This window comes from Rouxiella aceris (assembly GCF_012933545.1).
In the GTDB taxonomy this organism is placed as follows: domain Bacteria; phylum Pseudomonadota; class Gammaproteobacteria; order Enterobacterales; family Enterobacteriaceae; genus Rouxiella; species Rouxiella aceris.
The window spans coordinates 253,675-274,946 of sequence record NZ_JAADJU010000008.1 but is presented as its reverse complement, the minus strand read 5'-3'; the positions used below and the strand labels follow the sequence as shown (position 1 = coordinate 274,946).

Below are 21,272 nucleotides of genomic sequence, written 5' to 3'. Positions count from 1 at the left end.
TCCAGCCAAAAACGCGCAATAACGAAAGACATGCTTAAAAATTCATCTTACCGTCATCCTCTATTCTCTTAAGTCCGCGAAAAATGTTACCTGCATCACGCATGAATGTTTTTATTTGGTTAACTCTTGGCGCGCCTGTAGCTTATCGATTACAATCATGAGCGAAAACGAACATTAAAGAGCTATTTCGAACATCTGGAGGAAGATGACGTGGAAACCAAAGACTTGATCGTAATCGGTGGCGGTATCAACGGTGCGGGTATTGCTGCGGATGCGGCTGGCCGCGGGCTATCCGTTCTGCTGCTTGAGGCGCAAGACTTGGCCTGCGCCACCTCTTCGGCCAGTTCTAAATTGATCCACGGTGGCTTGCGCTATCTGGAGCATTATGAATTCCGCCTGGTGAGCGAAGCGCTGGCCGAACGCGAAGTGCTGTTAAAACTGGCACCGCATATTGCTTTCCCTATGCGTTTTCGTTTGCCGCATGAACCTCATCTGCGCCCGGCCTGGATGATCCGCATTGGTCTGTTTATGTACGATCACCTGGGTAAACGCACCAGTCTTCCGGCCAGCAAGGGGCTGAAATTTGGTGAAAATTCGGTGCTGAAACCGGAAACCACCCAGGGCTTTGAATATTCCGACTGCTGGGTTGATGATGCGCGTTTAGTGGTGTTGAACGCTCAGGAAGTGGAAGAACGCGGTGGCGAAGTCCGCACCCGCACGCGCGTCAACCGTGCATGGCGTGAAAACGGTTTGTGGATGGTTGAAGCGCAGGAAATCGACAGCGGTAAAACCTTCACCTTCCGCGCCAAAGGTCTGGTTAATGCCACCGGTCCGTGGGTGAAAAACTTCTTTGATAATGGCCTGAAGCTGAAATCACCGTATGGCATTCGTTTAATCAAAGGCAGCCATATTGTGGTGCCTCGCGTACATACTGAGCCGCAGGCTTATATTCTGCAAAACGTCGACCACCGTATTGTGTTTGTTATTCCATGGCTGGATGAGTTCTCCATTATCGGTACCACCGACGTCGAATATCACGGCGATCCGAAAGAGGTGAAAATCGATGACAAAGAGATCAGCTATCTGTTGAAAGTGTATAACGATCACTTTAAAAAACAGCTTAGCCGCGACGATATTGTCTGGACCTATTCCGGCGTACGTCCACTGTGTGATGATGAATCGGATTCGGCGCAGGCAATCACCCGCGATTACACCCTCGACGTGCACGACCAGCAAGGTCAGGCACCGCTGCTGTCGATTTTTGGCGGCAAGCTCACGACCTACCGCAAGCTGGCCGAGCATGCGATGGAGAAACTGGCCAAGTATTATCCGCACGCCGGACCGGCCTGGACGAAAAACGCCGTACTGCCTGGTGGCCAGCTTAATGGCGATCGCGACAGTTATCAGGCTGAGTTACGTCGGCGTTTTAGCTGGCTGCCGGAGTCGTTGGCCCGTCGTTATACCCACACTTACGGTAGCCAGACGGAGTTGATCCTGGCGGATGCCAATAGTCTGGCCTCGCTGGGTGAGCATTTCGGCCATGAATTTTATGAAGCCGAACTGCGTTATCTGGTGGAAAAAGAGTGGGTGGTCGAATTGGATGATGCCATCTGGCGTCGCACCAAGTTGGGAATGTGGCTGGACCAGGCTCAGCAGCAGCGTGTCGGGGAATGGCTGGCGGCGCATAAACACAAGGCATTGTCATTAGCGTCTTAGTCTTAAATGGCAATTTTGGGTTTTAAAGTCAATTGGCTTTAGAGGAGCTGTATCGGGTTGGGCTTTGGCTTAAATGGCAATTTTCTGTTTTAAAGTCAATTGGCTATGTAGTAAGGGTTTCGGTTTTATTATTGCAGTGGCAACTTAACCCGCAGTGCCGAACCGACAAGGGGACTCGCAGTCGCTCGAGTCCCCTTGACCCCTGAGCTTTTTGGTGTCGTTGATGTGTGTATTGCCCTCGGTTGTAGTTCTTTCCAGTAACCCCGGCGCGTGGCCTAAACCACGCCGCTGCGCGGTCCCTTCACTCGGTCGCGAGCCAAAAGCGTCTCGCTCCACGTCGCTCAGCGTAGGTTTTGAATCGGCCAGGAAACATTTACGGCAAAACCGGCAACATTAAAGGTCAAAGGCGAAAGATAAAAAGATAAAAAGATAAAAAGTTTGCCGCTGAAACGGCACGGTGTGCATAGTTGGCTGGCACATTCAGAGACGGCGCCGCGCGAAGCGGAGGGAGACGCTTTTGGCTCCCGACCGAGCAAGGGGACTGCGCAGCAGCGCGGCTCGTGCCACGCTCGGAGTCACTGAAACATAGCCGGTAATAGGCAGCAGACGCATCCAAGACACCAAAAGGCCCAGGATTGTTAAGGAGCGGGCCAGCGCTCCTTAACTCGGTTCGGCACAGCGGGTTAGGTGGCCACGGCAATTATAAAACCGAAACAATTCCTCTAAAGCCAATAGCCCTTTAAACCAAGAAATTGTCATTTAAGCCAAATCGGCACGACATACATAGTTTGCTGGCACATTCAGAGACGGCGCCGCGCGAAGAGGAGGGAGACGCTTTTGGCTCCCGACCGAGCAAGGGGACTGCGCAGCAGCGCGGCTCGTGCCACACTCGGGGTTACTGAAACATAGCCGGTAATAGGCAGCAGACGAGTCAACAACACCAAAAGGCCCAGGATTGTTAAGGAGCGGGCCAGCGCTCCTTAACTCGGTTCGGCACAGCGGGTTAGGTGACCACTGCTATTATAAAACCGAAACAGCTCCTCATAGCCAATTGACTTTTAAGCTATAAAATTGACTTTTAAGCTATAAAGGCGCTCTGGGCCGCCGCGCCCAGTGAGCGCAGCGAATGCAGTTGACCTTGACCTTGACCTTGATCTTGACGTCGACATCAAATTAACCCCAACTATTACCCCGTTTTGAAAAAACGGTCAAAACGGTCAAAACGGGGTAACAGGGGCCAAGCCCCTACAATTACAATTTGATAGGCTTAATATTCCAGATCTTCTCCGCATATTCCCCAATCGTTCTGTCCGACGAAAAATACCCCATATTGGCAATATTCAACAGCGTACGGCGTGACCATTCATCGGGCTGTTTGTATAACTCGTCAACCTTGTCCTGGGTATCCACATAGCTGCGATAATCCGCCAATAGTTGATAGTAATCCCCCAGATTGACCAGGTTATCAAACACATTGCTATAACGCTTCGGATCCTCAGGACTGAAAGTCCCGGTGGCAATCTGCGTTAATACTTTGTGCAGCTCGGGATCGTTCTGATAGTACTCATGCGGGTTGTAGCCTTTTTTCCGCAGCGCTTCCACCTCGGGCGTGGTGTTGCCAAAGATGAAAATATTCTCGGCACCGACGTGCTCCAGCATTTCAACGTTGGCCCCGTCCAGGGTACCAATGGTCAACGCGCCATTGAGGGCAAACTTCATATTACTGGTTCCCGAAGCTTCGGTCCCCGCCAATGAAATTTGCTCGGAAAGATCGGCCGCCGGGATAATCAACTGGGCAAGACTCACGCTGTAGTTGGGAATAAACACCACTTTCAGTTTATTGCGCACGCGGGGATCGTTATTGATCACCTTGGCGACATCGTTGATCAAATGGATAATCTGCTTGGCCGCGTAATAAGCCGACGCCGCCTTGCCGGCAAAAATCACCGTGCGTGGCACCCAGTTGGCATCAGGCTCATCAATAATGCGGTTGTAGCGGGTGATAACATGCAGCACGTTCATCAACTGCCGTTTATATTCGTGAATGCGTTTAATCTGCACATCAAACAGGCTGTGCGGATCCAGCACCACATCGAGTTTCTCACCCACATAGGCTGCCAGCTGCTTTTTATTCTCCAGCTTGGCCTTTTGCAGCGCCCGCAAAAAGCTCGGATAGTCGATATCCTGCTTGAGCTCGGCCAACTGGCTTAAATCGGTACGCCAGGTATGACCAATGGCATCATCCAGCAGAGCGGATAAAGGCTTATTGGCCAGCGCCAGCCAGCGACGCGGAGTGACGCCGTTGGTCATATTGCAGAAACGATCGGGAAATATCGCCGCAAAATCGGCAAACAGTGATTTCACCATCAGATCGGAGTGCAAGGCCGACACGCCGTTGACTTTATGGCTGGCGATCACCGCCAACCAGGCCATGCGCACTTTACGGCCATGGTCTTCATCAACGATCGACACCCGCGCTTTTAAAGCAGAATCATCAGGCATCACTTCCTGCACATGCTTGAGAAAATAATCGTTTATCTCAAAGATAATTTCTAAGTGGCGCGGCAGAATTTTACCCAGCATATCCACCGGCCAGGTTTCCAGCGCTTCTGACATCAGCGTGTGGTTGGTGTAGGAGAATACGCGGCTAACGGTATCCCAGGCTTTTTCCCAGCTAAATTTATGCTCATCAATCAACAAGCGCATCAGTTCGGGGATCGACAGCACCGGGTGGGTATCGTTAAGGTGAATAGCGATTTTATCTGCCAGATTCTCCATGGTTTTATGGGTCAAATAGTGGCGGGTCAGAATATCCTGCACCGTCGCCGACACCAAAAAATACTCCTGACGCAGACGCAGTTCACGCCCGGAATAGGTGGAGTCATCAGGGTAAAGCACGCGAGACACGTTTTCAGAATGGTTTTTATCTTCTACCGCCGCAAAGTAATCGCCCTGATTGAACTTGCCGAGGTTGATTTCATTACTGGCCTGCGCGCCCCACAGACGCAAGGTATTGGTGGCATCGGTATCAAAGCCGGGGATCACCTGATCGTAGGCGCAGGCGACAACCTCTTCGGTTTCCAACCAGCGGGTCTTGGTGCCTTCATGTTGCAGGCGGCCGCCAAATCGTACTTTATAGCGAGTGTTATGCCGCTGAAACTCCCAGGGATTACCATACTCAAGCCAGTAATCCGGGGACTCGGCCTGTTGGCCATCAACAATATTCTGCGCAAACATGCCGTATTCATAGCGAATACCGTAACCGCGTCCCGGCAAGGCCAACGTGGCCAGCGAATCAAGAAAACAGGCTGCCAAACGTCCCAGTCCACCGTTGCCCAAACCGGGGTCGTTCTCCTCACCAATCAATACCTCAAGGTCCATCCCCATCTCATCGAGGGCCTGCTTGATATCATCGTAGATACCCATCGACAGCAGCGCATTCGACAAAGTCCGACCAATCAAAAACTCCATCGACAGATAGTAAACCTGCCGCACATCCTGTGACAGCTGTGCACGGTTGGAACGCAGCCAGCGCTCTACCATGCGATCCCGCACGGCAAACAGCGTGGCGTTCAGCCAATCGTGCTGGTTGGCAATGGAAGGATCTTTCCCCACGATAAACATAAGTTTATAGGCAATTGAATGTTTTAACGCATCAACGCTGACAGTAGGCGAGGTGTAATTAAACGGTGAAGTCATATGGTTACCTTCCCAATTCTGTATATGGTGTGGTTAAGCGAAAAAAAGACGGCCCTGTAGCAATGTCAACCCTTGCCTGAGGAACACAGCCGCTGGTAAAGATCCAGGTAAGCCTGTGCAGCAACTTTCCAGCCAAAATCAATTTCCATCGCATGATGCTGTACATGTCGCCAATGTTTTGGTCGGCTCCACAGTACAAAAGCACGGCGAATGGCATTACTCAATGATTTTCCGGTGCTCTCTTCAAATACAAACCCGCTGGCAGTACCATCCGCCAGATTTTCCAACGCACAATCAACCACAGTGTCAGCCAGGCCACCGGTGCGTCTTACCAGCGGCAGCGTGCCATATTTCAACCCATAGAGTTGGGTTAAGCCGCAAGGCTCAAAGCGGCTGGGCACCATAATAACGTCCGCACCGCCAATAATGCGATGAGAGAAGGCTTCGTGATAGCCCAACTGTACCCCAACCTGGCCGGGATGATCGGCCGCCGCAGCCAGAAACGCCTGCTGCAACACCGCATCACCGGCACCTAACAGCGCCAACTGACCGCCCTGTTCCAGCAGCTCCGGCAATGCCTCAAGTACCAGATCCAGCCCTTTCTGGCTGGTGAGACGACTGACCACGGCAAATACCAGCCGCGAGTCGTCAACGTCCAGTCCCATCGCCCGCTGTAAATACGCCTTGTTGATGGTCTTGGCACGCAAATCATCGGCGCTGTAGCGCGCAGACAGCAGTGCGTCATTTTTTGGCTCCCAGATGGCATCATCCACGCCATTGAGAATACCGGTCAAGCGCCCTTCCTTCTGACGTTCCAGCAGCAGCGACTCCATACCATAACCAAACGCCGGTTGAGTGATCTCTTTGGCATAGGTCGGGCTAACGGTGGTGATATGGTCCGAGTAGAACAGCCCGGCCTTCAGGAAAGAAATCTGCCCGAAGAACTCCAACCCATGCATCTGGAAAAACGCCGGCGGCAGTTGCAATTGCTCAAGGTGATGAGCGAAAAACAGCCCCTGAAATGCCAGGTTATGTACGGTGAATACCGTCTGTGCCGGACGACCGCGCGCCACAATATAGGCCGAGGTCAGGCCGGCATGCCAGTCGTGGGAATGCACCACATCCGGCTTCCAGGCGGGGTCAAAACCGCAGGCCATTTCGCAACCCATCCAGCTCAGCAGCGCAAAGCGCAGATGGTTATCCGGATAGGCATGAGAGGATTGATCATGGTAGGGACTGCCTGGCCGATCGTACAGACCCGGAGTATCAATCAGGTAAATCCCCACCCCCTGGAACACGCCGTAAAGTAAATCGACGTGTCCTGCAAAAGTGTCCAGTGAGCCAATAAGTTGCGTGTCGCCGATACCTTTTTTCACATCAGGAAAAGCAGGGATCAAAACGCGCACGTCCGCACCCTCGGCGATTTGCGCAGCGGGCAGCGCACCGGCAACATCAGCAAGGCCACCGGTTTTCAACAGAGGAAACAGCTCGGAACAAACATGTAAAACCTGCATTCTCGCTCCTGATTTTCATCGTCTCCATCAAGCAGAGGGAGGCGGACAGAAATAAGTGAAATACACACTTTATTTTCAAATTTCTTGGGTATTACGCGTTCGTCAATGTCAGGCTTTAAGCTTGGCAAGCATGCTGCGGGTTACCAGCACCACGCCACCTTCCGAACGATAAAAACGTTTACTGTCTTCCTCTGCATTTTCGCCAATCACCATTCCTTCCGGGATATGACAAGCGCGATCTATTACACAGTGACGCAGGCGGCAGGAACGGCCGATATTGACATCTGGCAACAAAATAGCGGAGTCGATACTGCAAAATGAGTTCACGCGCACCCGTGGGAAAAGCACCGAATGCACTACCACCGAGCCGGAAACAATACATCCCCCGGCAACCAGCGAATTCATGGTCATGCCATGACTGCCGGAGCGATCCTGAACAAATTTTGCCGGCGGCAGCGGTTCCATATGCGAACGAATCGGCCAGTCCCGGTCGTACATATCCAGCTCGGGCGTTACCGAGGCCAGGTCGAGATTGGCCCGCCAGTAGGCATCGATCGTGCCGACATCACGCCAGTAAGGAGGCAGATCCTGATTGGACGTGACGCAGGACAGACCGAAGGGATGAGCCCAGGCAACACCTTGTTCGGTAATTTTGGGAATAAGATCCTTGCCAAAATCGTGGCTGGATTCCTCGCAAGCCCGATCCTCTTCCAATAACTGAAAAAGATACTCCGCATTAAAAATATAGACCCCCATGCTGGCTAATGCCTTATCGGGCTTACCAGGAATTGAGGGCGGGTTTTTGGGTTTTTCAATAAACGACTTGATCTGGTAGTTGGCACTGACGTCCATGACACCAAATTCACTGGCCTCTTTGATCGGCACTTCCAGACAGGCCACTGTGCATTGCCCGCCTTTTTCGACGTGATCGATCAGCATGCGCGAGTAATCCATTTTATAGATATGGTCCCCGGCAAGGATCACCACATACTCGGCGCGGTAACGTCGAATAATGTCCAGATTCTGATAGACCGCATCTGCGGTCCCTTTATACCAATGCTCGGTGCTGTGACGCTGCTGAGCAGGAAGCAGATCAACAAATTCATTCATCTCTTCATTGAGGATCGACCAGCCGCGCTGGATATGCTGAACCAGCGTATGCGACTGATACTGCGTGATCACCCCAATGCGTCGTATCCCAGAGTTAAGACAATTCGACAAGGCAAAATCGATAATCCGAAACTTACCGCCAAAGTGAACTGCAGGTTTTGCGCGGGTCGCGGTCAGATCTTTTAACCGCGATCCCCTACCCCCGGCCAGGACCAGCGCTACCGACTTGAGTGGTAATTGCCTCGCCAACATCATGCGGTCATTGAATTCTAATGTAGCCATAGCTGAATCCTTCCTGATGCTCTGCTAGCCTTTGGCCAGTACACAGAGCGTTTTTGCCGTCGCTCGCCAAGGCGAGCCTTCCCTGACGTCTTGCTGTTCATTGTCAAAAGGCGCAACGCAAAGCCAGCGACCCTCTGGTAATGCCATAGCAACGTCATGTAATGATGCATTGACCACCAGCAACCAGCGGTCAGACAATCGAATTTGCAGGCACTGCTGTTCACCTTGCTCCCAGCTTTTTATTGTCATTGGCTTCGCTGCACTATCTAACCACTGCACATCTCCTTCTGGCGTTCCCTGCCACCACCGATTTTGCGTCAATGCCGGAATACGTTTGCGCAACGCGATCAGTTGGCTGACGTAATCCGTTAACTCTTCGTCTGCCTGCGGCCAGTCGAGCCAGGTCAGCGCATTGTCCTGACAGTAGGCATTGTTGTTACCCTGTTGTGTATGGCCAAACTCATCGCCCGCCAGCAGCATCGGCGTGCCCTGGGACAGCAACAGGGTGGCCAGCAGCGCGCGCTGGCTAAGACGCCGCTGCGCCATCACCTCGGCTGAGGCATCCAAACCTTCTGCGCCGTGATTCTGGCTGTAGTTCTGGCTATGCCCATCGCGATTATTTTCGCCGTTGGCCTGGTTATGTTTGTTATTAAAGCTGACCAGATCGCGCAGGGTGAAGCCGTCGTGCGCCGTCAACATATTGATCGCCGCAGCAGGCAGGCGACCAGCATGATTAAACAGGTCGGCAGAGGCGGAAAACCGGCTGGCAAAGGTTCCCAACGACAGCCTGCCGTGCAGCCAGAACTGCCGCATATCATCGCGCCAGCGGTCGCTCCACTCGGCAAAGGGCGCCGGGAAATGGCCTAACTGATAGCCTCCTACGCCGATATCCCAGGGTTCAGCGATCAATTTGCAGGCGCTGAGTTTTGGGTCGGTAATGATCGCCTGCAACAGCGGTGCATCGGCACGAAACTCAGGCGTACGGCCAAGCAGGGTGCCAAGATCAAAACGAAAACCGTCAACGTGATAATCGTCCAGCCAGTGATGCAGGCAGGCAAGGGTCCAGGCCACCAGTTCGTCATCGACCAGCCGCAGCGCATTACCGCAGCCGGTAAGATTATTTTCCGAACCATCGTGATTGAGCCAATACCAGGCACCATTGCCCAAACCGCGCTGGGCCAGCGTCGGCCCCTCAACATCCAGCTCGGCGGTATGATTGAACACCACGTCGAGGATCACTTCGATACCGGCCTGATGCAGCGCCTTGATCGCCGCTTTAAATTCGTTTTGGGCGCTGACACCGTCAACACCGCTGGCATAAGCGGGTTCCAGCGCCCAGGGAGCTACCACGTTGTAACCCCAGTAATTACGCAGTCCCAACCGTTGCAGTCGCGGTTCATCGGCATGTTGCTGCACCGGCAATAACTCCAGCGCGGTAATACCGAGTCTTTTGAAATAGGCCAACATTGTCGGATGGGCCAGGGCGGCATAGCTGCCACGTAAGGCTTCGGGGATGGCGGGATGCTGTTGGGTCAGGCCGCGAACATGCGCCTCATAAATTACCGTTTCCCCCCAAGGGATCGCCGGAAGCACGTCCCCTTGCCAGTCAAAATCCTCGCGGCTTACCCGCGATTTGAGCATCACCGGCGCGCTATCTGCCGCATCGGCGACGTCAACGCCGCCACACAGCCGGGGATCATCGCCCAATTGCCCCTCCAGCTCGCGGGCGCTGGGGTCAATCAATAATTTTTGTGGATTAAAGCGCTGCCCTTTCGCCGGGTCAAAAGGCCCGTAAGCGCGAAAACCGTAGCGCTGTCCAACAGTGGCACCCGGTAGAAAGCCGTGCCACAGATTGCCGCTCCTGCCCGGCAGACGGTGGCGGGTTTCGTTGCCCTGCTCATCAAACAGGCAGAGTTCAATCTTTTCAGCACCGACAGAAAACAGACAAAAGTTGACACCATTGCCCTCAAAACGGGCACCAAATGGCAACGCATGGCCGGGCTGAAGTCGGGGCATTAGCAGTCCTCCCGCCGCAGATAAATGGTCGCCAGAGGCGGGATCACCAACGAAATGGAGTGTTCTCGCTGGTGGCAGGGTTGCGCGTCGGTATAGACATCACCGACGTTGCCAACGTTGCTGCCACGGTAAAAATGCGCATCGGTATTAAGCACTTCGTGATAGCGACCTGGTCGTCCCACGCCAATGCGATAGCCGTAGCGCGGCACCGGGGTAAAGTTACTGACCACAATCAGCTCATTGCCATGATCGTCACGGCGGGCAAAGGCAAATATTGAGTTCTCATGGTCATCCACCACCAGCCACTCAAAGCCCCGCGGGTGGTAATCCAGTTCATAGAGCGCAGACTGCTGCTGATAACAGTGATTAAGGTCGCGCACCAGATGCTGTACGCCGCTGTGCCAACCATTTGCTTCGTCCAGTAAGTGCCAGTCGAGGCTGGCGTTAAAATCCCACTCGCGGCCCTGGGCAAATTCGCCGCCCATAAACAGCAGCTTTTTGCCGGGATGCGCCCACATAAAACCGTAATAGGCGCGCAGGTTGGCAAATTTCTGCCAGGTATCACCGGGCATTTTGTCGAGCAGCGAACCTTTGCCATGCACCACTTCATCGTGGGACAGCGGCAAAATAAAGTTCTCGCTATAGGCGTAAAGAACCCCAAAGGTCATTAGGTTGTGGTGATATTTGCGATGAACCGGATCAAGCTGCATATAGCTGAGGGAGTCATTCATCCAGCCCATATTCCACTTATAGTGAAAGCCCAGGCCGTTAGCCTCCGGCGGCATGGTCACACCGGGATAGTCGGTGGACTCTTCAGCGAGGGTCACCGCCCCGCCCAGCTCGCGGCCAATGGTCTGATTGGTGTAACGCAGAAAGGCAATCGCTTCGAGATTTTCACGGCCGCCGTAGTAATTGGGGATCCACTCTCCCGCTTTACGGCTGTAATCGCGATAGATCATCGAGGCCACCGCATCCACGCGCAGACCGTCGATGCCGTAACGTTCTATCCAGTAAAAACCATTGCCAGCCAGATAGTTACGTACTTCATGGCGGCCATAGTTGTAAATCAGGGTATTCCAGTCCTGGTGGTAACCTTCACGCGGGTCGGCGTATTCATACAGCGCCGTGCCGTCAAACTGTACCAGACCATAGGCGTCGCTGGGAAAATGCCCCGGCACCCAGTCAAGGATCACATTGAGTCCTGCCTGATGAGCGGCATCTACAAACGCCTTAAACTCATCGGGTGAACCGTAGCGGCGCGTTGGGGCATACATGCCCAGCGGCTGATAGCCCCAGCTGCCGTCAAACGGGTGTTCATTGATCGGCATCAGTTCGATATGGGTGAAGCCCATCCATTTGACGTAGGAGACCAGTTGCTGCGCCAGTTCGCCATAACTGAGCCAGAAATTATTGTCGGCATGGCGACGCCAGGAGCCGAGATGCACCTCATAAACCGAAACCGGGGCGTTGAGGGCATTGGCCTTTTTTCTCGCCGGCGAGTAGTCAACTTTCTCCGGCAACTTGCGTACCAGCGAAGCGGTATCGGGGCGCATTTGAGCTTCAAAGGCGTAAGGGTCGGCACGTAAACTGGTCTGGCCGTGGCAGTCGATAATCTCATATTTATACAACTGGCCTTCACGAACGGCCGGAATAAACAGCTCCCAAATACCGTTCTCGCGTCGTCGGCGCATAGGGTGGCGGCGACCATCCCAAAAGTTGAACTCGCCTACTACGGAAATTCGCGCGGCATTCGGCGCCCACACGGCAAAGCTCACCCCATCGACATCATCCAGCGTCATCGGATGGGAACCGAGTTTTTCGTAAGGTCTTAGATGTGTCCCTTCCGCCAGCAACCAGATATCCAGCTCCTGCAACAGAGTACCAAAGCGATAGGGGTCATCAATAATATGCACCACTTCACCCCAGCGCACTTCTAGCTGGTAACGGAAATGTTTTTTACGACGGGGGATTTGAGCAACAAAAAAACCACGGTCATCATAGCGACGCAACTCGGCCACGCGACGCTGCTTTTGGGTATCAATCACCCAGACCTGATCGGCATCCGGTAACAGCGCACGCACTTCCAAACCGGTGGCGACATCATGCATTCCCAGTAATGAGAATGGATCGGCATAGTGACCGGAGATAATCTGATTAATAACGTGCTGGTCGGGAAGTACTGGCATGGTGTTCATCCTGTGATTAATTAATCAACAAATCCAACAAAATCAATGTGTCGGCCCGATCGTTATATCCATTCATGTCGTTATTCATCCTGAAAATAGCCCACTAGCCAGCTTAACCTTTAAGATATGTCTTAGGTCCGGCGAAAGAGTGCGCTTACACTCACAAATATTAAAAAATCTTATAAATAAGCTTCTCAAAACTTCCGCTTGCCTCTACTAAGCATAGACAAAGGTTTGTAAGTGCAAGGTATGAATTAAAAGAATTTTTTTGTGATCAGCAGCGGTAAAAAAGAAGGAAAAAAAACGTTAGGGAAACGTCATTAAAAACGTTGTTTGGCAAGAGTAATAGATACAAAAACGTCCAGAAAATGCATAAGTATTAACATACTTAGCCGTTCTGGACGCAGTGAAAATAAAAAGCAGTTTTAAATATCAGCTAACGACTTACAGCAGAATGCGCAGCATACGGCGCAGCGGTTCAGCAGCACCCCATAGCAACTGGTCGCCAACGGTAAAGGCAGAAAGATATTCCGGCCCCATATTCAGCTTACGCAAACGTCCGACCGGGGTGTTCATGGTACCGGTAACCGCCGCAGGGGTTAGCTCGCGCATCGACAAGTCGCGATCGTTAGGGATTACGCGCACCCACTCGTTATGGCTCGCCAGCATCTGTTCGATTTCTGGAATGGAGACATCTTTTTTCAGTTTCAGGGTAAAGGCCTGGCTATGGCAACGCAGGGCACCAATGCGCACGCAGAGACCATCCACCGGAATAATGCTCGAACGATTAAGAATTTTGTTGGTTTCCGCCTGCCCTTTCCACTCTTCTTTGCTCTGACCATTGTCCAGCTGTTTGTCGATCCACGGGATCAAACCGCCAGCCAGAGGAACACCAAAGTTATCGGTCGGCAGGGAGCCGCTGCGGGTTAACGCCGTGACTTTACGTTCGATGTCCAAAATTGCCGAAGCCGGATCTTGTAGCTCTTTGGCCACATGGTTATGCAGCATGCCCATTTGCGTCAGCAACTCACGCATATGACGCGCACCGCCGCCGGAGGCTGCCTGATAGGTCGCCACCGAAGCCCACTCCACCAGATCATTGGCAAACAGGCCGCCCAATGACATCAGCATCAGGCTGACCGTGCAGTTGCCGCCAACAAAGGTCTTGATGCCTTTGTTGATACCTTCATGGATCACCGCACTGTTAACCGGATCCAGAATAATAATGGCGTCATCTTCCATTCTCAGCGAGGAAGCTGCGTCAATCCAGTAACCCTGCCAGCCGATTTCACGCAGCTTTGGATAGATTTCATTGGTATAATCCCCGCCCTGACAGGTAACAATAATATCCAGAGCACTCAGCGCATCGAGATCAAAGGCGTCTTGCAAGGTGCCCTGGTGACCGGCAAAGACCGGTGACGGTTGACCGTGTTGCGAAGTCGAGAAGAATACCGGACGAATGGCGTCAAAATCGCGCTCTTCTGTCATGCGCTGCATGAGTACAGAACCGACCATACCGCGCCAACCGACGAAACCTACATTTTTCATATTTACTGTCCTGCCCTGAGGTGATAACTGCATTTGCTCGGCGTTAGGCCGCTTTGACACACTTTACCACCCTAAAGTGGCTGACCGGGCAGATTGTTGCCCTGATAACGCGTGGTCCGGACCCAAAGTCATCAGAACTTCGGGCCTCTTACCTTACAAAATGTACGCCAAGTGGCAAGTGAATTTAATCGATAGTGAGCGTCTGGTTAGCAGCGTTGCTAATACACACAGAGAATAGGATAGCTTGAGGTAGTGATGACTGAGATGATTTCGGCAACGGTATTGTTGTTTTTGATTATGGATCCGCTGGGAAACCTGCCGATTTTTATGTCGGTATTAAAGCATCTGGATCCCAAGCGCCGTCGCGTGGTATTGATCCGTGAAATGCTGATCGCCCTGTTTCTGATGCTGATCTTTTTATTCGCCGGGGAGAAGATCCTCTCCTTCCTGAATCTGCGCACTGAAACGGTGTCGATATCCGGCGGCATTATTCTGTTTCTGATCGCCATCAAGATGATCTTCCCTTCCCAGGAGAATAACAGCAGCGGTCTGCCTGCCGGTGAAGAGCCTTTTTTGGTGCCCATGGCCATTCCGCTGGTGGCCGGACCATCAATACTGGCCACCCTGATGCTGCTGTCGCATCAATATCCCAACCAGCTTGGTCACCTGACGCTGGCACTGTTTATTGCCTGGGGGCTATCGATGGCCATTTTGCTGCTGTCGAACCTGTTTTTACGCTTGTTGGGTGACAAAGGCGTCAGTGCGCTGGAACGGCTGATGGGGCTGGTATTGGTGATGCTGTCCACGCAGATGTTCCTCGACGGTATCCGTGCTTATTTAAAAATTTAGTCCCCCGGGGACACGCGGACAGGCCGATGTGATCCCCGACGCATTTCTGAATAATTGCTGATTACTTCTTGAAAAAACGCCGCCGTTAAACCGATTTCATCGTCAAAAAATCAAGGTAAGCGGGCACAACCATGACTACCATCGGTAACGAAGGGTTTAATGGGGTGTTAAAAATGACGATGTTACATAGCGTTGATTTTTTCCCGGCTGGCGGTTTTTCAATCGCTGTTGAACCACGCTCGCCGCAAGGTGCCTTTCCTGAACATCATCACGATTTTCATGAAATCGTGCTGGTCGAGCAAGGAACCGGCATTCATGTTTTTAACGGTCAACCGCAGACGCTGTGCGGTGGCTGCGTCTGTTTTATTCGCGATCATGACCGCCATCTCTATGAACAAACCGACAATCTGCATCTGACAAATGTGCTTTACCGCAGTCCCGAGGCTTTCCGTTTTCTCTGCGGTCTGCGTGATTTGCTGCCTCAGGAAAGCGAAGGAGATTATCCGGCCCTGTGGCGTATCAACAATACGCTGATGACCCAGGCCAAAGCGCTGATCGCACAGCTGCCACCCGGCTCGCCCACCTTTTCGCTACAGCAGCAGGCCGAGCAGGAACTGCGTTTTATGCAACTGCTGGTGCTATTACGTCAGGGATGCAGCATGCAACAGGACAACAGTCAGGAAAGTCGGTTACGGCACTTGCTCGACTGGCTAAACGATCACTACAGTGAAGAAATTGACTGGGACGAACTGGCCAACCGTTTTTCACTTTCGCTGCGTACCCTGCATCGTCAAATGAAACAGCAAACGGGCAATGCCCCGCAGCGTTACCTTAACCGGGTGCGGCTACTGCATTCGCGCCATTTGCTGCGTCATAGCGATATGCGTATTACCGATATCGCCTTTCAGTGCGGCTTTGGCGACAGTAATCATTTCTCGACGCTGTTTAAACGCGAATTTGGTTACGCGCCACGCAATGTGCGTCAACATATGAATTAAACCGCCAGCCGCCGCCATATTATGAAGCCATACCCAGGCCGACAATATTTGCCGCCATCACGATCACCAGACAGCCAACGCTGAGAACGCTGACCGGGCGATGGCCGACATTTTTCCACTCTTTCATAATCAGCCCCACCAGCCCGCCGCACAACACGTAGAAACTCATATGCAGCATCCAACTGATAAAATCATACTGCGCGGGAATATTGGCATGACCCCAGGCGTAGAAGAAAAACTGGAAATACCACATGGCACCGCCCAGCAGTGAAAAAGCCACGTTAGCGAGCAGCAAAGGTTTGGCCACCGAGAAATCGGCCTTTACCGACAACTCTTTTTTAGCCGCCAGGCGGATAAAGCAGTAGGCCAGATTAACAATGGCACCGCCGCCCATAATCACCACATAGCTGGGTAAAGCCACATACAACGGATTAATACCCAGCTCGGCCGCCGCCTGGTGCATCGGTTTGGCCGCATCCATGGCAAAAGACATACCGGCAGAGAAAATCCCGCACATCACCGCCAGCAACAGCCCTTTTTTCAGGTTGAACTCCTGGGCACGCACACCGAGCGCGCGCTCCTTCATTAGCCCCGCGCGGGAGACAATCGCCACACCGATCAACGCCACCAATACGCCAAGCAACGTCATGCGTCCGCCAGGAGAACTGAACAAGGCAATAAATCGGCCCTGTAATAGCGGTGTCATCAAGGTGCCAACCACCAGCGTGACGCCGATGGCAATACCAATGCCCATCGACATACCGAGGTAACGCATGGTCAAACCATAGTTGATATTACCAATGCCCCACATGGCGCCAAACAGAAACACCGGTAACAACGTCGACAAGCCAAAGCTGCTGTAATAGCTCCAGAAATCCGGCAGCAGCATGGCGCTGACCGTCCAGGGCAGGATCAGCCAGGACATGATGCCGCCCACTGACCACATGGTTTCCCATGACCAATGGCGGACCTTCTTAAACGGGGCATAGAAACAGGCGGCACTGGTGGCACCAATAAAGTGCCACAGGATGCCTAACAGGATTGCGTTATTCATTTTTATTCCTTCGTAGAGTTTAGGCGAACAGGAAATAAGCGGTTTCCTGCATACGAAGGAGTCTAAGGAGTTGTCACCAGGCACAACCTTAGTCTGATTGCCCACCCATCGCTAAATCTGGCGAAATTGGCGAGATTTCCCCCATGGCGATCACAAATTCCCTTTCTGACCGTTTTCGTGCGCTTTTGCCCCTGTTTTTCCGCCTCTGCCGCCGGGTTTCAGCAGGCATTACCACAAACATTGCCTCGCCCCGTCGCCAGACTCTATGATGGGGACAGCGGAACAGACCGCAGACGGCGTCAGTAAAGATGGCCGTTATTGATAGCACATCACAAGGAATCGAACCATGAAGACCCCCGCTTTGCTTGCTGTTTTAGTGGCAATGACGCTCACCGGTTGTGTCACCGCGCCTCACGCATTAAACGCCCCCTATCCGCCCAAGGCTGAACAATCGGCAGCGCAACCCGCACCGCAGCAGGTTTGCAAAACCGGCAGCCTGATGACGCAAAGCGTTCTCTACTTTGGCTTAAGCCGTCACGATGCCGCGCCGGTAAGTGCCGCCGAGTGGCAAACCTTTGTTGATAAAGATGTCACGCCGCGTTTTAAAGATGGTCTCAGCGTTTTCGATGCCAAAGGTCAATGGCTGAGAAGTGAAGGAGTGGTGATCAAAGAGAACAGTAAAGCTCTGATGTTGATCCACGCCGATACGCAGGAAGCGCAGAAAAAACTTGGCGAAATCCGTGATATCTACAAAAAACGCTTTAAGCAAGACTCGGTTATGCAGGTCGACAACCCGGCCTGCGTTGATTTTTAATCAAGGCCCGGCGGTAAACGCCGGGGCTTTTTTACCGCAGGATCAGAGCACCAAACCGGCAAATGCCGCCGAGAGCAAGCTGACCAGCGTTGAGCCATACACCAGCTTTAAGCCAAACCGCGAGACCACATTGCCCTGCTTTTCATTCAAGCCTTTAATGGCCCCTGCCACAATGCCAATGGAAGCGAAGTTGGCAAAGGAAACCAGAAATACCGACAGGATCCCCAATCCGCGTGGCGACAGCTCCAGCGCGATTTTCTTCAGGTCAATCATCGCCACAAATTCATTGGCAACCAGTTTGGTGGCCATAATGCTGGCGGCCTTTAGCGCATCGGCGGGTGGGATACCAATCAGCCAGGCAAAGGGATAGAACACATAGCCGAGGATTTGCTGAAAACTGATGCCAAACAGGCTGGTAAACAGGGCATTCACCGCAGCGATAATGGCAATAAAGCCAATCAGCATCGCCATAATAATCATCGCCACCTTGAAACCAGCCAAAATATATTCACCCAGCATTTCAAAAAAGCTCTGCTCTTCATGCAATTTATCGAGTCTGATATCCGGCTCATCCCCTGCCGGCGTTGGATTGATGATCGACAGAATGATAAAAGTGCTGAACATATTGAGGATCAGCGCCGCTACCACATACTTGGGTTCAAGCATGGTCATATAGGCACCGACAATTGACAGTGACACCGTCGACATGGCCGCAGCAGCCATCGAATACAGACGGCGGGGAGAGATATCGCCGAGGATACCTTTATAGGCGATAAAGTTTTCCGACTGTCCGAGGATTAGCGTACTGACGGCGTTAAAGGATTCCAGTTTGCCCATGCCGTTCACTTTCGACAACACAGTGCCGACAATACGGATGAGCAGCGGTAAAATGCGCAAGTGCTGCAAAATACCGATTAATGCCGAAATAAAAATAATCGGGCACAGCACACCCAGGAAGATAAACGCCAGCCCCTGTGAGCTCATATTGCCAAACACAAAGTCAGAACCGGTTGCAGCATACTTCAGTAGGTTTTCAAAAAATCCCGACACCGCAGTGACCACTCGCAGACCGCCACTGGCATGCAGAAAAAACCAGGCCAGCAGGGCTTCAATCACCACCAGTTGCAAAATAATACGCGGACGAATTTTTTGCCGATCGTTACTGAAAATAAACGCCAGCAAGAAGATGACAGCGAGTGCCAGAAGAAAATGCAAAATGGTCTGCATAAGAAAAATTCCACCTCAAAAATTATTTGGCCGACATTGAGCCATAATTTTCTTGCGCTTTCATCTTACTTGAACATTTATTTGCAAAGGGGGACAGACAGAAATGCCCGCTCCTGCTGCCAAAGCAGGAGCGGGATAAGGCAGGGTTATACCACCGTAGACAACAGCAGGCAGCCAACCAGACCGCACACGGAAATAATAGTTTCCAGCACAGACCAGGACTTCATGGTTTCGACAATGGTCAGGTTAAAATACTCTTTAAACAACCAGAAACCAGGATCGTTAACGTGGGAGAAAATCACGCTACCGGAACCTACCGCAATAACCATCAACTCAGGACTTGCGCCCGTCGAGGCAATCAGCGGTGCGGCAATACCCCCGGCGGTGATCGCCGCCACCGTCGCCGACCCCAGCGCAATACGCAATACTGCCGCAATAGTCCAGGCCAGTAAAATCGGAGACAGCGTACTGCCTTGCATGATTTGAGCGATAAACTTATCCACACCGCTGTCAACCAGCACCTGTTTGAATGCACCGCCACCACCAATGATTAACAACATCATGGCAATGATTTTAATCGACTCGGTGATGGTCGCCATCACTTCATCCATTTTACGACCACGGTTAAGACCAAAGGTGAAGATAGCAATCAGTACTGCAATCAGCGTAGCCATCACCGGATCACCAAAGAACTCGGCGTAGGAGAGGATCGGGTGACCTTTTGGCAAAATCATTTCGGCAATGGCGCGGAATGCCATCAAAATCACCGGTACCAGCGAAGTGGCAACACTGACGCCAAAACCTGGCATTTCTTCTTCAGTAAAGGTTTTCGGGTTGAACAGACCTTCAGGAACCGGTTTATCAATGCCTTTCAGGAAGCGGGCATAGACCGGTCCGGCCAGGATCACCGTTGGAATACCGAGAATCGCACCAAACAGCAGCGTCTTGCCCATATCGGCGTGGAAGATGGTAGCAATGGCGGTAGGACCCGGATGCGGTGGTAAAAAGCCGTGAGTCACCGACAGGGCCGCAGCCATTGGCACACCCACGTACAGCAGCGGCAGACGCGCAGAAGCAGCGATGGAGAACACCAGCGGCAGCATCAGCACAAAGCCCACTTCGTAGAACAAGGCAAAACCGACGATAAAGCCGGTGATCACCAGAGCCCACTGAATATATTGCTTACCAAATTTGGCAATCAGCGTCGTGGCAATACGTTGTGCACCACCACAGTCAGCCAATAGTTTGCCCAGCATGGCACCAAAACCCATAATCAGCGCCAGACTGCCGAGTGTTCCCCCCACCCCATTTTTAATTGATGTGATCACCTTATCGACCGGCATGCCCTGCATAACGCCTACGGCAAGCGCGACCAAAATCAGCGCGATAAAACCATTTAATTTGAATCGGATCATAAGTAACAGCAGCAGTAATACGCCAACTGCGACAATAACTAATGGCATAACTTTTCCCCTTCCACATTTACCCGAACTGATAAAATCAGGCAGATATTGCGCGAGTGATATTCTTTTGTAAGTTTGCGGGTTTAGCATCGGCCTGTATCTTAAACCGCGCTAAAATTTACTCCGGTTCCTTTGTGATATTAGTCACACCTCCATTTGTTACCGGTATCATGATACCGGTAACATGCTAATATAAGGAATCGCCCGGACGGGTATATTCTAAATATGGGACAGAGATCATACTTATGGCAGGACAAAGCATCATTTTGATGGGTGTGTCTGGCAGCGGTAAATCTACCGTAGGCGCAGCCGTAGCAAGGGCGATTAATGCCAAATTCATTGACGGTGACGATCTGCACCCTCGCGCCAATATTCAAAAAATGGCGAGCGGGCATCCGTTAAACGACGAAGACCGTGCTCCCTGGCTGGAAAGGTTGAGCGACGCGGCTTATAGCCTTGAGCATAAAAACGAAGTCGGCATCATTGTCTGTTCGGCGCTAAAACGTCGCTATCGTGACGCCTTGCGTAAAGGCAATGAAAACATCCTGTTTCTTTATCTGAAAGGCAGTGAGGAGGTGATTTTGCAACGTTTGCAGGCGCGCTCCGGTCACTTCTTCTCCCCGGACATGCTGAAAAGCCAGTTCGAAGCATTGGAAGAGCCCGCAGAAGACGAACCCGATGTGCTGCGAGTCAATATTGACCACCAGGTTGAAGGCGTGGTCAAGCGCTGCGTGGCAGCGCTGGAAAAAGCCAATGTGAAAATCAAGCCTCAGGTTTGATTCACAATCTCGGGGCG

General features: G+C 52.2%; 14 protein-coding genes. 5 read left to right on the top strand and 9 right to left on the bottom strand.

The window, feature by feature from the left end; translation table 11 throughout:
• Nucleotides 1–210: 210 nt before the first annotated feature.
• Nucleotides 211–1,716: a glycerol-3-phosphate dehydrogenase gene (glpD, locus tag GW590_RS16320; RefSeq protein ID WP_169404116.1), complete on the top strand. Its 1,506-nt coding sequence runs from the start codon at nucleotides 211–213 to the stop codon at nucleotides 1,714–1,716.
• 1,251 nt (nucleotides 1,717–2,967) lie between these two features.
• Here glpD and glgP read toward each other — a convergent pair.
• From glgP to asd, 6 genes are all read right to left on the bottom strand, one after another.
• Nucleotides 2,968–5,415, bottom strand: coding sequence for a glycogen phosphorylase (gene glgP / locus GW590_RS16315; RefSeq protein ID WP_169404115.1), 2,448 nt, complete (start codon nucleotides 5,413–5,415; stop codon nucleotides 2,968–2,970).
• A gap of 65 nt (nucleotides 5,416–5,480) precedes the next feature.
• Nucleotides 5,481–6,929, bottom strand: coding sequence for a glycogen synthase GlgA (gene glgA, locus GW590_RS16310; RefSeq protein ID WP_169404114.1), 1,449 nt, complete (start codon nucleotides 6,927–6,929; stop codon nucleotides 5,481–5,483).
• A 108-nt stretch (nucleotides 6,930–7,037) separates the two neighbouring features.
• Nucleotides 7,038–8,321, bottom strand: a complete 1,284-nt coding sequence (gene glgC / locus GW590_RS16305) for a glucose-1-phosphate adenylyltransferase (protein WP_169404113.1) — start codon at nucleotides 8,319–8,321, stop codon at nucleotides 7,038–7,040.
• A 24-nt stretch (nucleotides 8,322–8,345) separates the two neighbouring features.
• Nucleotides 8,346–10,337 carry a glycogen debranching protein GlgX gene (glgX, locus tag GW590_RS16300; RefSeq protein WP_169404112.1) on the bottom strand — a complete coding sequence of 664 codons (1,992 nt, stop codon included), beginning with the start codon at nucleotides 10,335–10,337 and terminating at the stop codon, nucleotides 8,346–8,348.
• Nucleotides 10,337–12,523: a 1,4-alpha-glucan branching protein GlgB gene (glgB, locus tag GW590_RS16295; RefSeq protein ID WP_169404111.1), complete on the bottom strand. Its 2,187-nt coding sequence runs from the start codon at nucleotides 12,521–12,523 to the stop codon at nucleotides 10,337–10,339. Before glgB ends, glgX begins: the two co-directional genes overlap by 1 nt.
• Nucleotides 12,524–12,967: 444 nt before the next feature.
• Nucleotides 12,968–14,071: an aspartate-semialdehyde dehydrogenase gene (gene asd / locus GW590_RS16290; RefSeq protein ID WP_169404110.1), complete on the bottom strand. Its 1,104-nt coding sequence runs from the start codon at nucleotides 14,069–14,071 to the stop codon at nucleotides 12,968–12,970.
• Between the two features lie 255 nt (nucleotides 14,072–14,326).
• Between asd and GW590_RS16285 the strand changes: the two genes are divergently transcribed.
• Both GW590_RS16285 and rhaS read left to right on the top strand, forming a co-directional pair.
• Nucleotides 14,327–14,920: a YhgN family NAAT transporter gene (locus GW590_RS16285; protein WP_169404109.1), complete on the top strand. Its 594-nt coding sequence runs from the start codon at nucleotides 14,327–14,329 to the stop codon at nucleotides 14,918–14,920.
• Between the two features lie 173 nt (nucleotides 14,921–15,093).
• Nucleotides 15,094–15,918: an HTH-type transcriptional activator RhaS gene (gene rhaS / locus GW590_RS16280; RefSeq protein WP_169404198.1), complete on the top strand. Its 825-nt coding sequence runs from the start codon at nucleotides 15,094–15,096 to the stop codon at nucleotides 15,916–15,918.
• 19 nt (nucleotides 15,919–15,937) lie between these two features.
• Here rhaS and rhaT read toward each other — a convergent pair whose 3' ends face one another.
• Nucleotides 15,938–16,972 carry an L-rhamnose/proton symporter RhaT gene (rhaT, locus tag GW590_RS16275; RefSeq protein WP_169404108.1) on the bottom strand — a complete coding sequence of 345 codons (1,035 nt, stop codon included), beginning with the start codon at nucleotides 16,970–16,972 and terminating at the stop codon, nucleotides 15,938–15,940.
• A gap of 346 nt (nucleotides 16,973–17,318) precedes the next feature.
• On the opposite strand from rhaT, the gene GW590_RS16270 reads away from it, so the two are divergent.
• On the top strand, nucleotides 17,319–17,786 hold the full coding sequence (locus tag GW590_RS16270; RefSeq protein ID WP_169404107.1) for a DUF3574 domain-containing protein: 468 nt from the start codon (nucleotides 17,319–17,321) through the stop codon (nucleotides 17,784–17,786).
• A 42-nt stretch (nucleotides 17,787–17,828) separates the two neighbouring features.
• On the opposite strand, the gene GW590_RS16265 is transcribed toward GW590_RS16270, so the two are convergent.
• Both GW590_RS16265 and gntT read right to left on the bottom strand, forming a co-directional pair.
• Nucleotides 17,829–19,013 carry a NupC/NupG family nucleoside CNT transporter gene (locus GW590_RS16265; RefSeq protein WP_169404106.1) on the bottom strand — a complete coding sequence of 395 codons (1,185 nt, stop codon included), beginning with the start codon at nucleotides 19,011–19,013 and terminating at the stop codon, nucleotides 17,829–17,831.
• Between the two features lie 146 nt (nucleotides 19,014–19,159).
• Nucleotides 19,160–20,476: a gluconate transporter gene (gene gntT, locus GW590_RS16260; RefSeq protein WP_169404105.1), complete on the bottom strand. Its 1,317-nt coding sequence runs from the start codon at nucleotides 20,474–20,476 to the stop codon at nucleotides 19,160–19,162.
• Between the two features lie 245 nt (nucleotides 20,477–20,721).
• Here gntT and GW590_RS16255 point away from each other — a divergent pair, with 245 nt between their 5' ends.
• A complete protein-coding gene (locus GW590_RS16255) occupies nucleotides 20,722–21,255 on the top strand; it encodes a gluconokinase (protein WP_169404104.1) in 534 nt (177 codons plus the stop codon).
• Nucleotides 21,256–21,272 lie beyond the last annotated feature (17 nt).

Coding starts and splice junctions, on each gene's coding strand:
- glgP (WP_169404115.1), bottom strand. CDS start 5,415: ATGACTTCACCGTTTAATTACACCTCGCCTACTGTCAGCGTTGATGCG.
- glgA (WP_169404114.1), bottom strand. CDS start 6,929: ATGCAGGTTTTACATGTTTGTTCCGAGCTGTTTCCTCTGTTGAAAACC.
- glgC (WP_169404113.1), bottom strand. CDS start 8,321: ATGGCTACATTAGAATTCAATGACCGCATGATGTTGGCGAGGCAATTA.
- glgX (WP_169404112.1), bottom strand. CDS start 10,337: ATGCCCCGACTTCAGCCCGGCCATGCGTTGCCATTTGGTGCCCGTTTT.
- glgB (WP_169404111.1), bottom strand. CDS start 12,523: ATGCCAGTACTTCCCGACCAGCACGTTATTAATCAGATTATCTCCGGT.
- asd (WP_169404110.1), bottom strand. CDS start 14,071: ATGAAAAATGTAGGTTTCGTCGGTTGGCGCGGTATGGTCGGTTCTGTA.
- GW590_RS16285 (WP_169404109.1), top strand. CDS start 14,327: ATGACTGAGATGATTTCGGCAACGGTATTGTTGTTTTTGATTATGGAT.
- rhaS (WP_169404198.1), top strand. CDS start 15,094: ATGACGATGTTACATAGCGTTGATTTTTTCCCGGCTGGCGGTTTTTCA.
- rhaT (WP_169404108.1), bottom strand. CDS start 16,972: ATGAATAACGCAATCCTGTTAGGCATCCTGTGGCACTTTATTGGTGCC.
- GW590_RS16270 (WP_169404107.1), top strand. CDS start 17,319: ATGAAGACCCCCGCTTTGCTTGCTGTTTTAGTGGCAATGACGCTCACC.
- GW590_RS16265 (WP_169404106.1), bottom strand. CDS start 19,013: ATGCAGACCATTTTGCATTTTCTTCTGGCACTCGCTGTCATCTTCTTG.
- gntT (WP_169404105.1), bottom strand. CDS start 20,476: ATGCCATTAGTTATTGTCGCAGTTGGCGTATTACTGCTGCTGTTACTT.
- GW590_RS16255 (WP_169404104.1), top strand. CDS start 20,722: ATGGCAGGACAAAGCATCATTTTGATGGGTGTGTCTGGCAGCGGTAAA.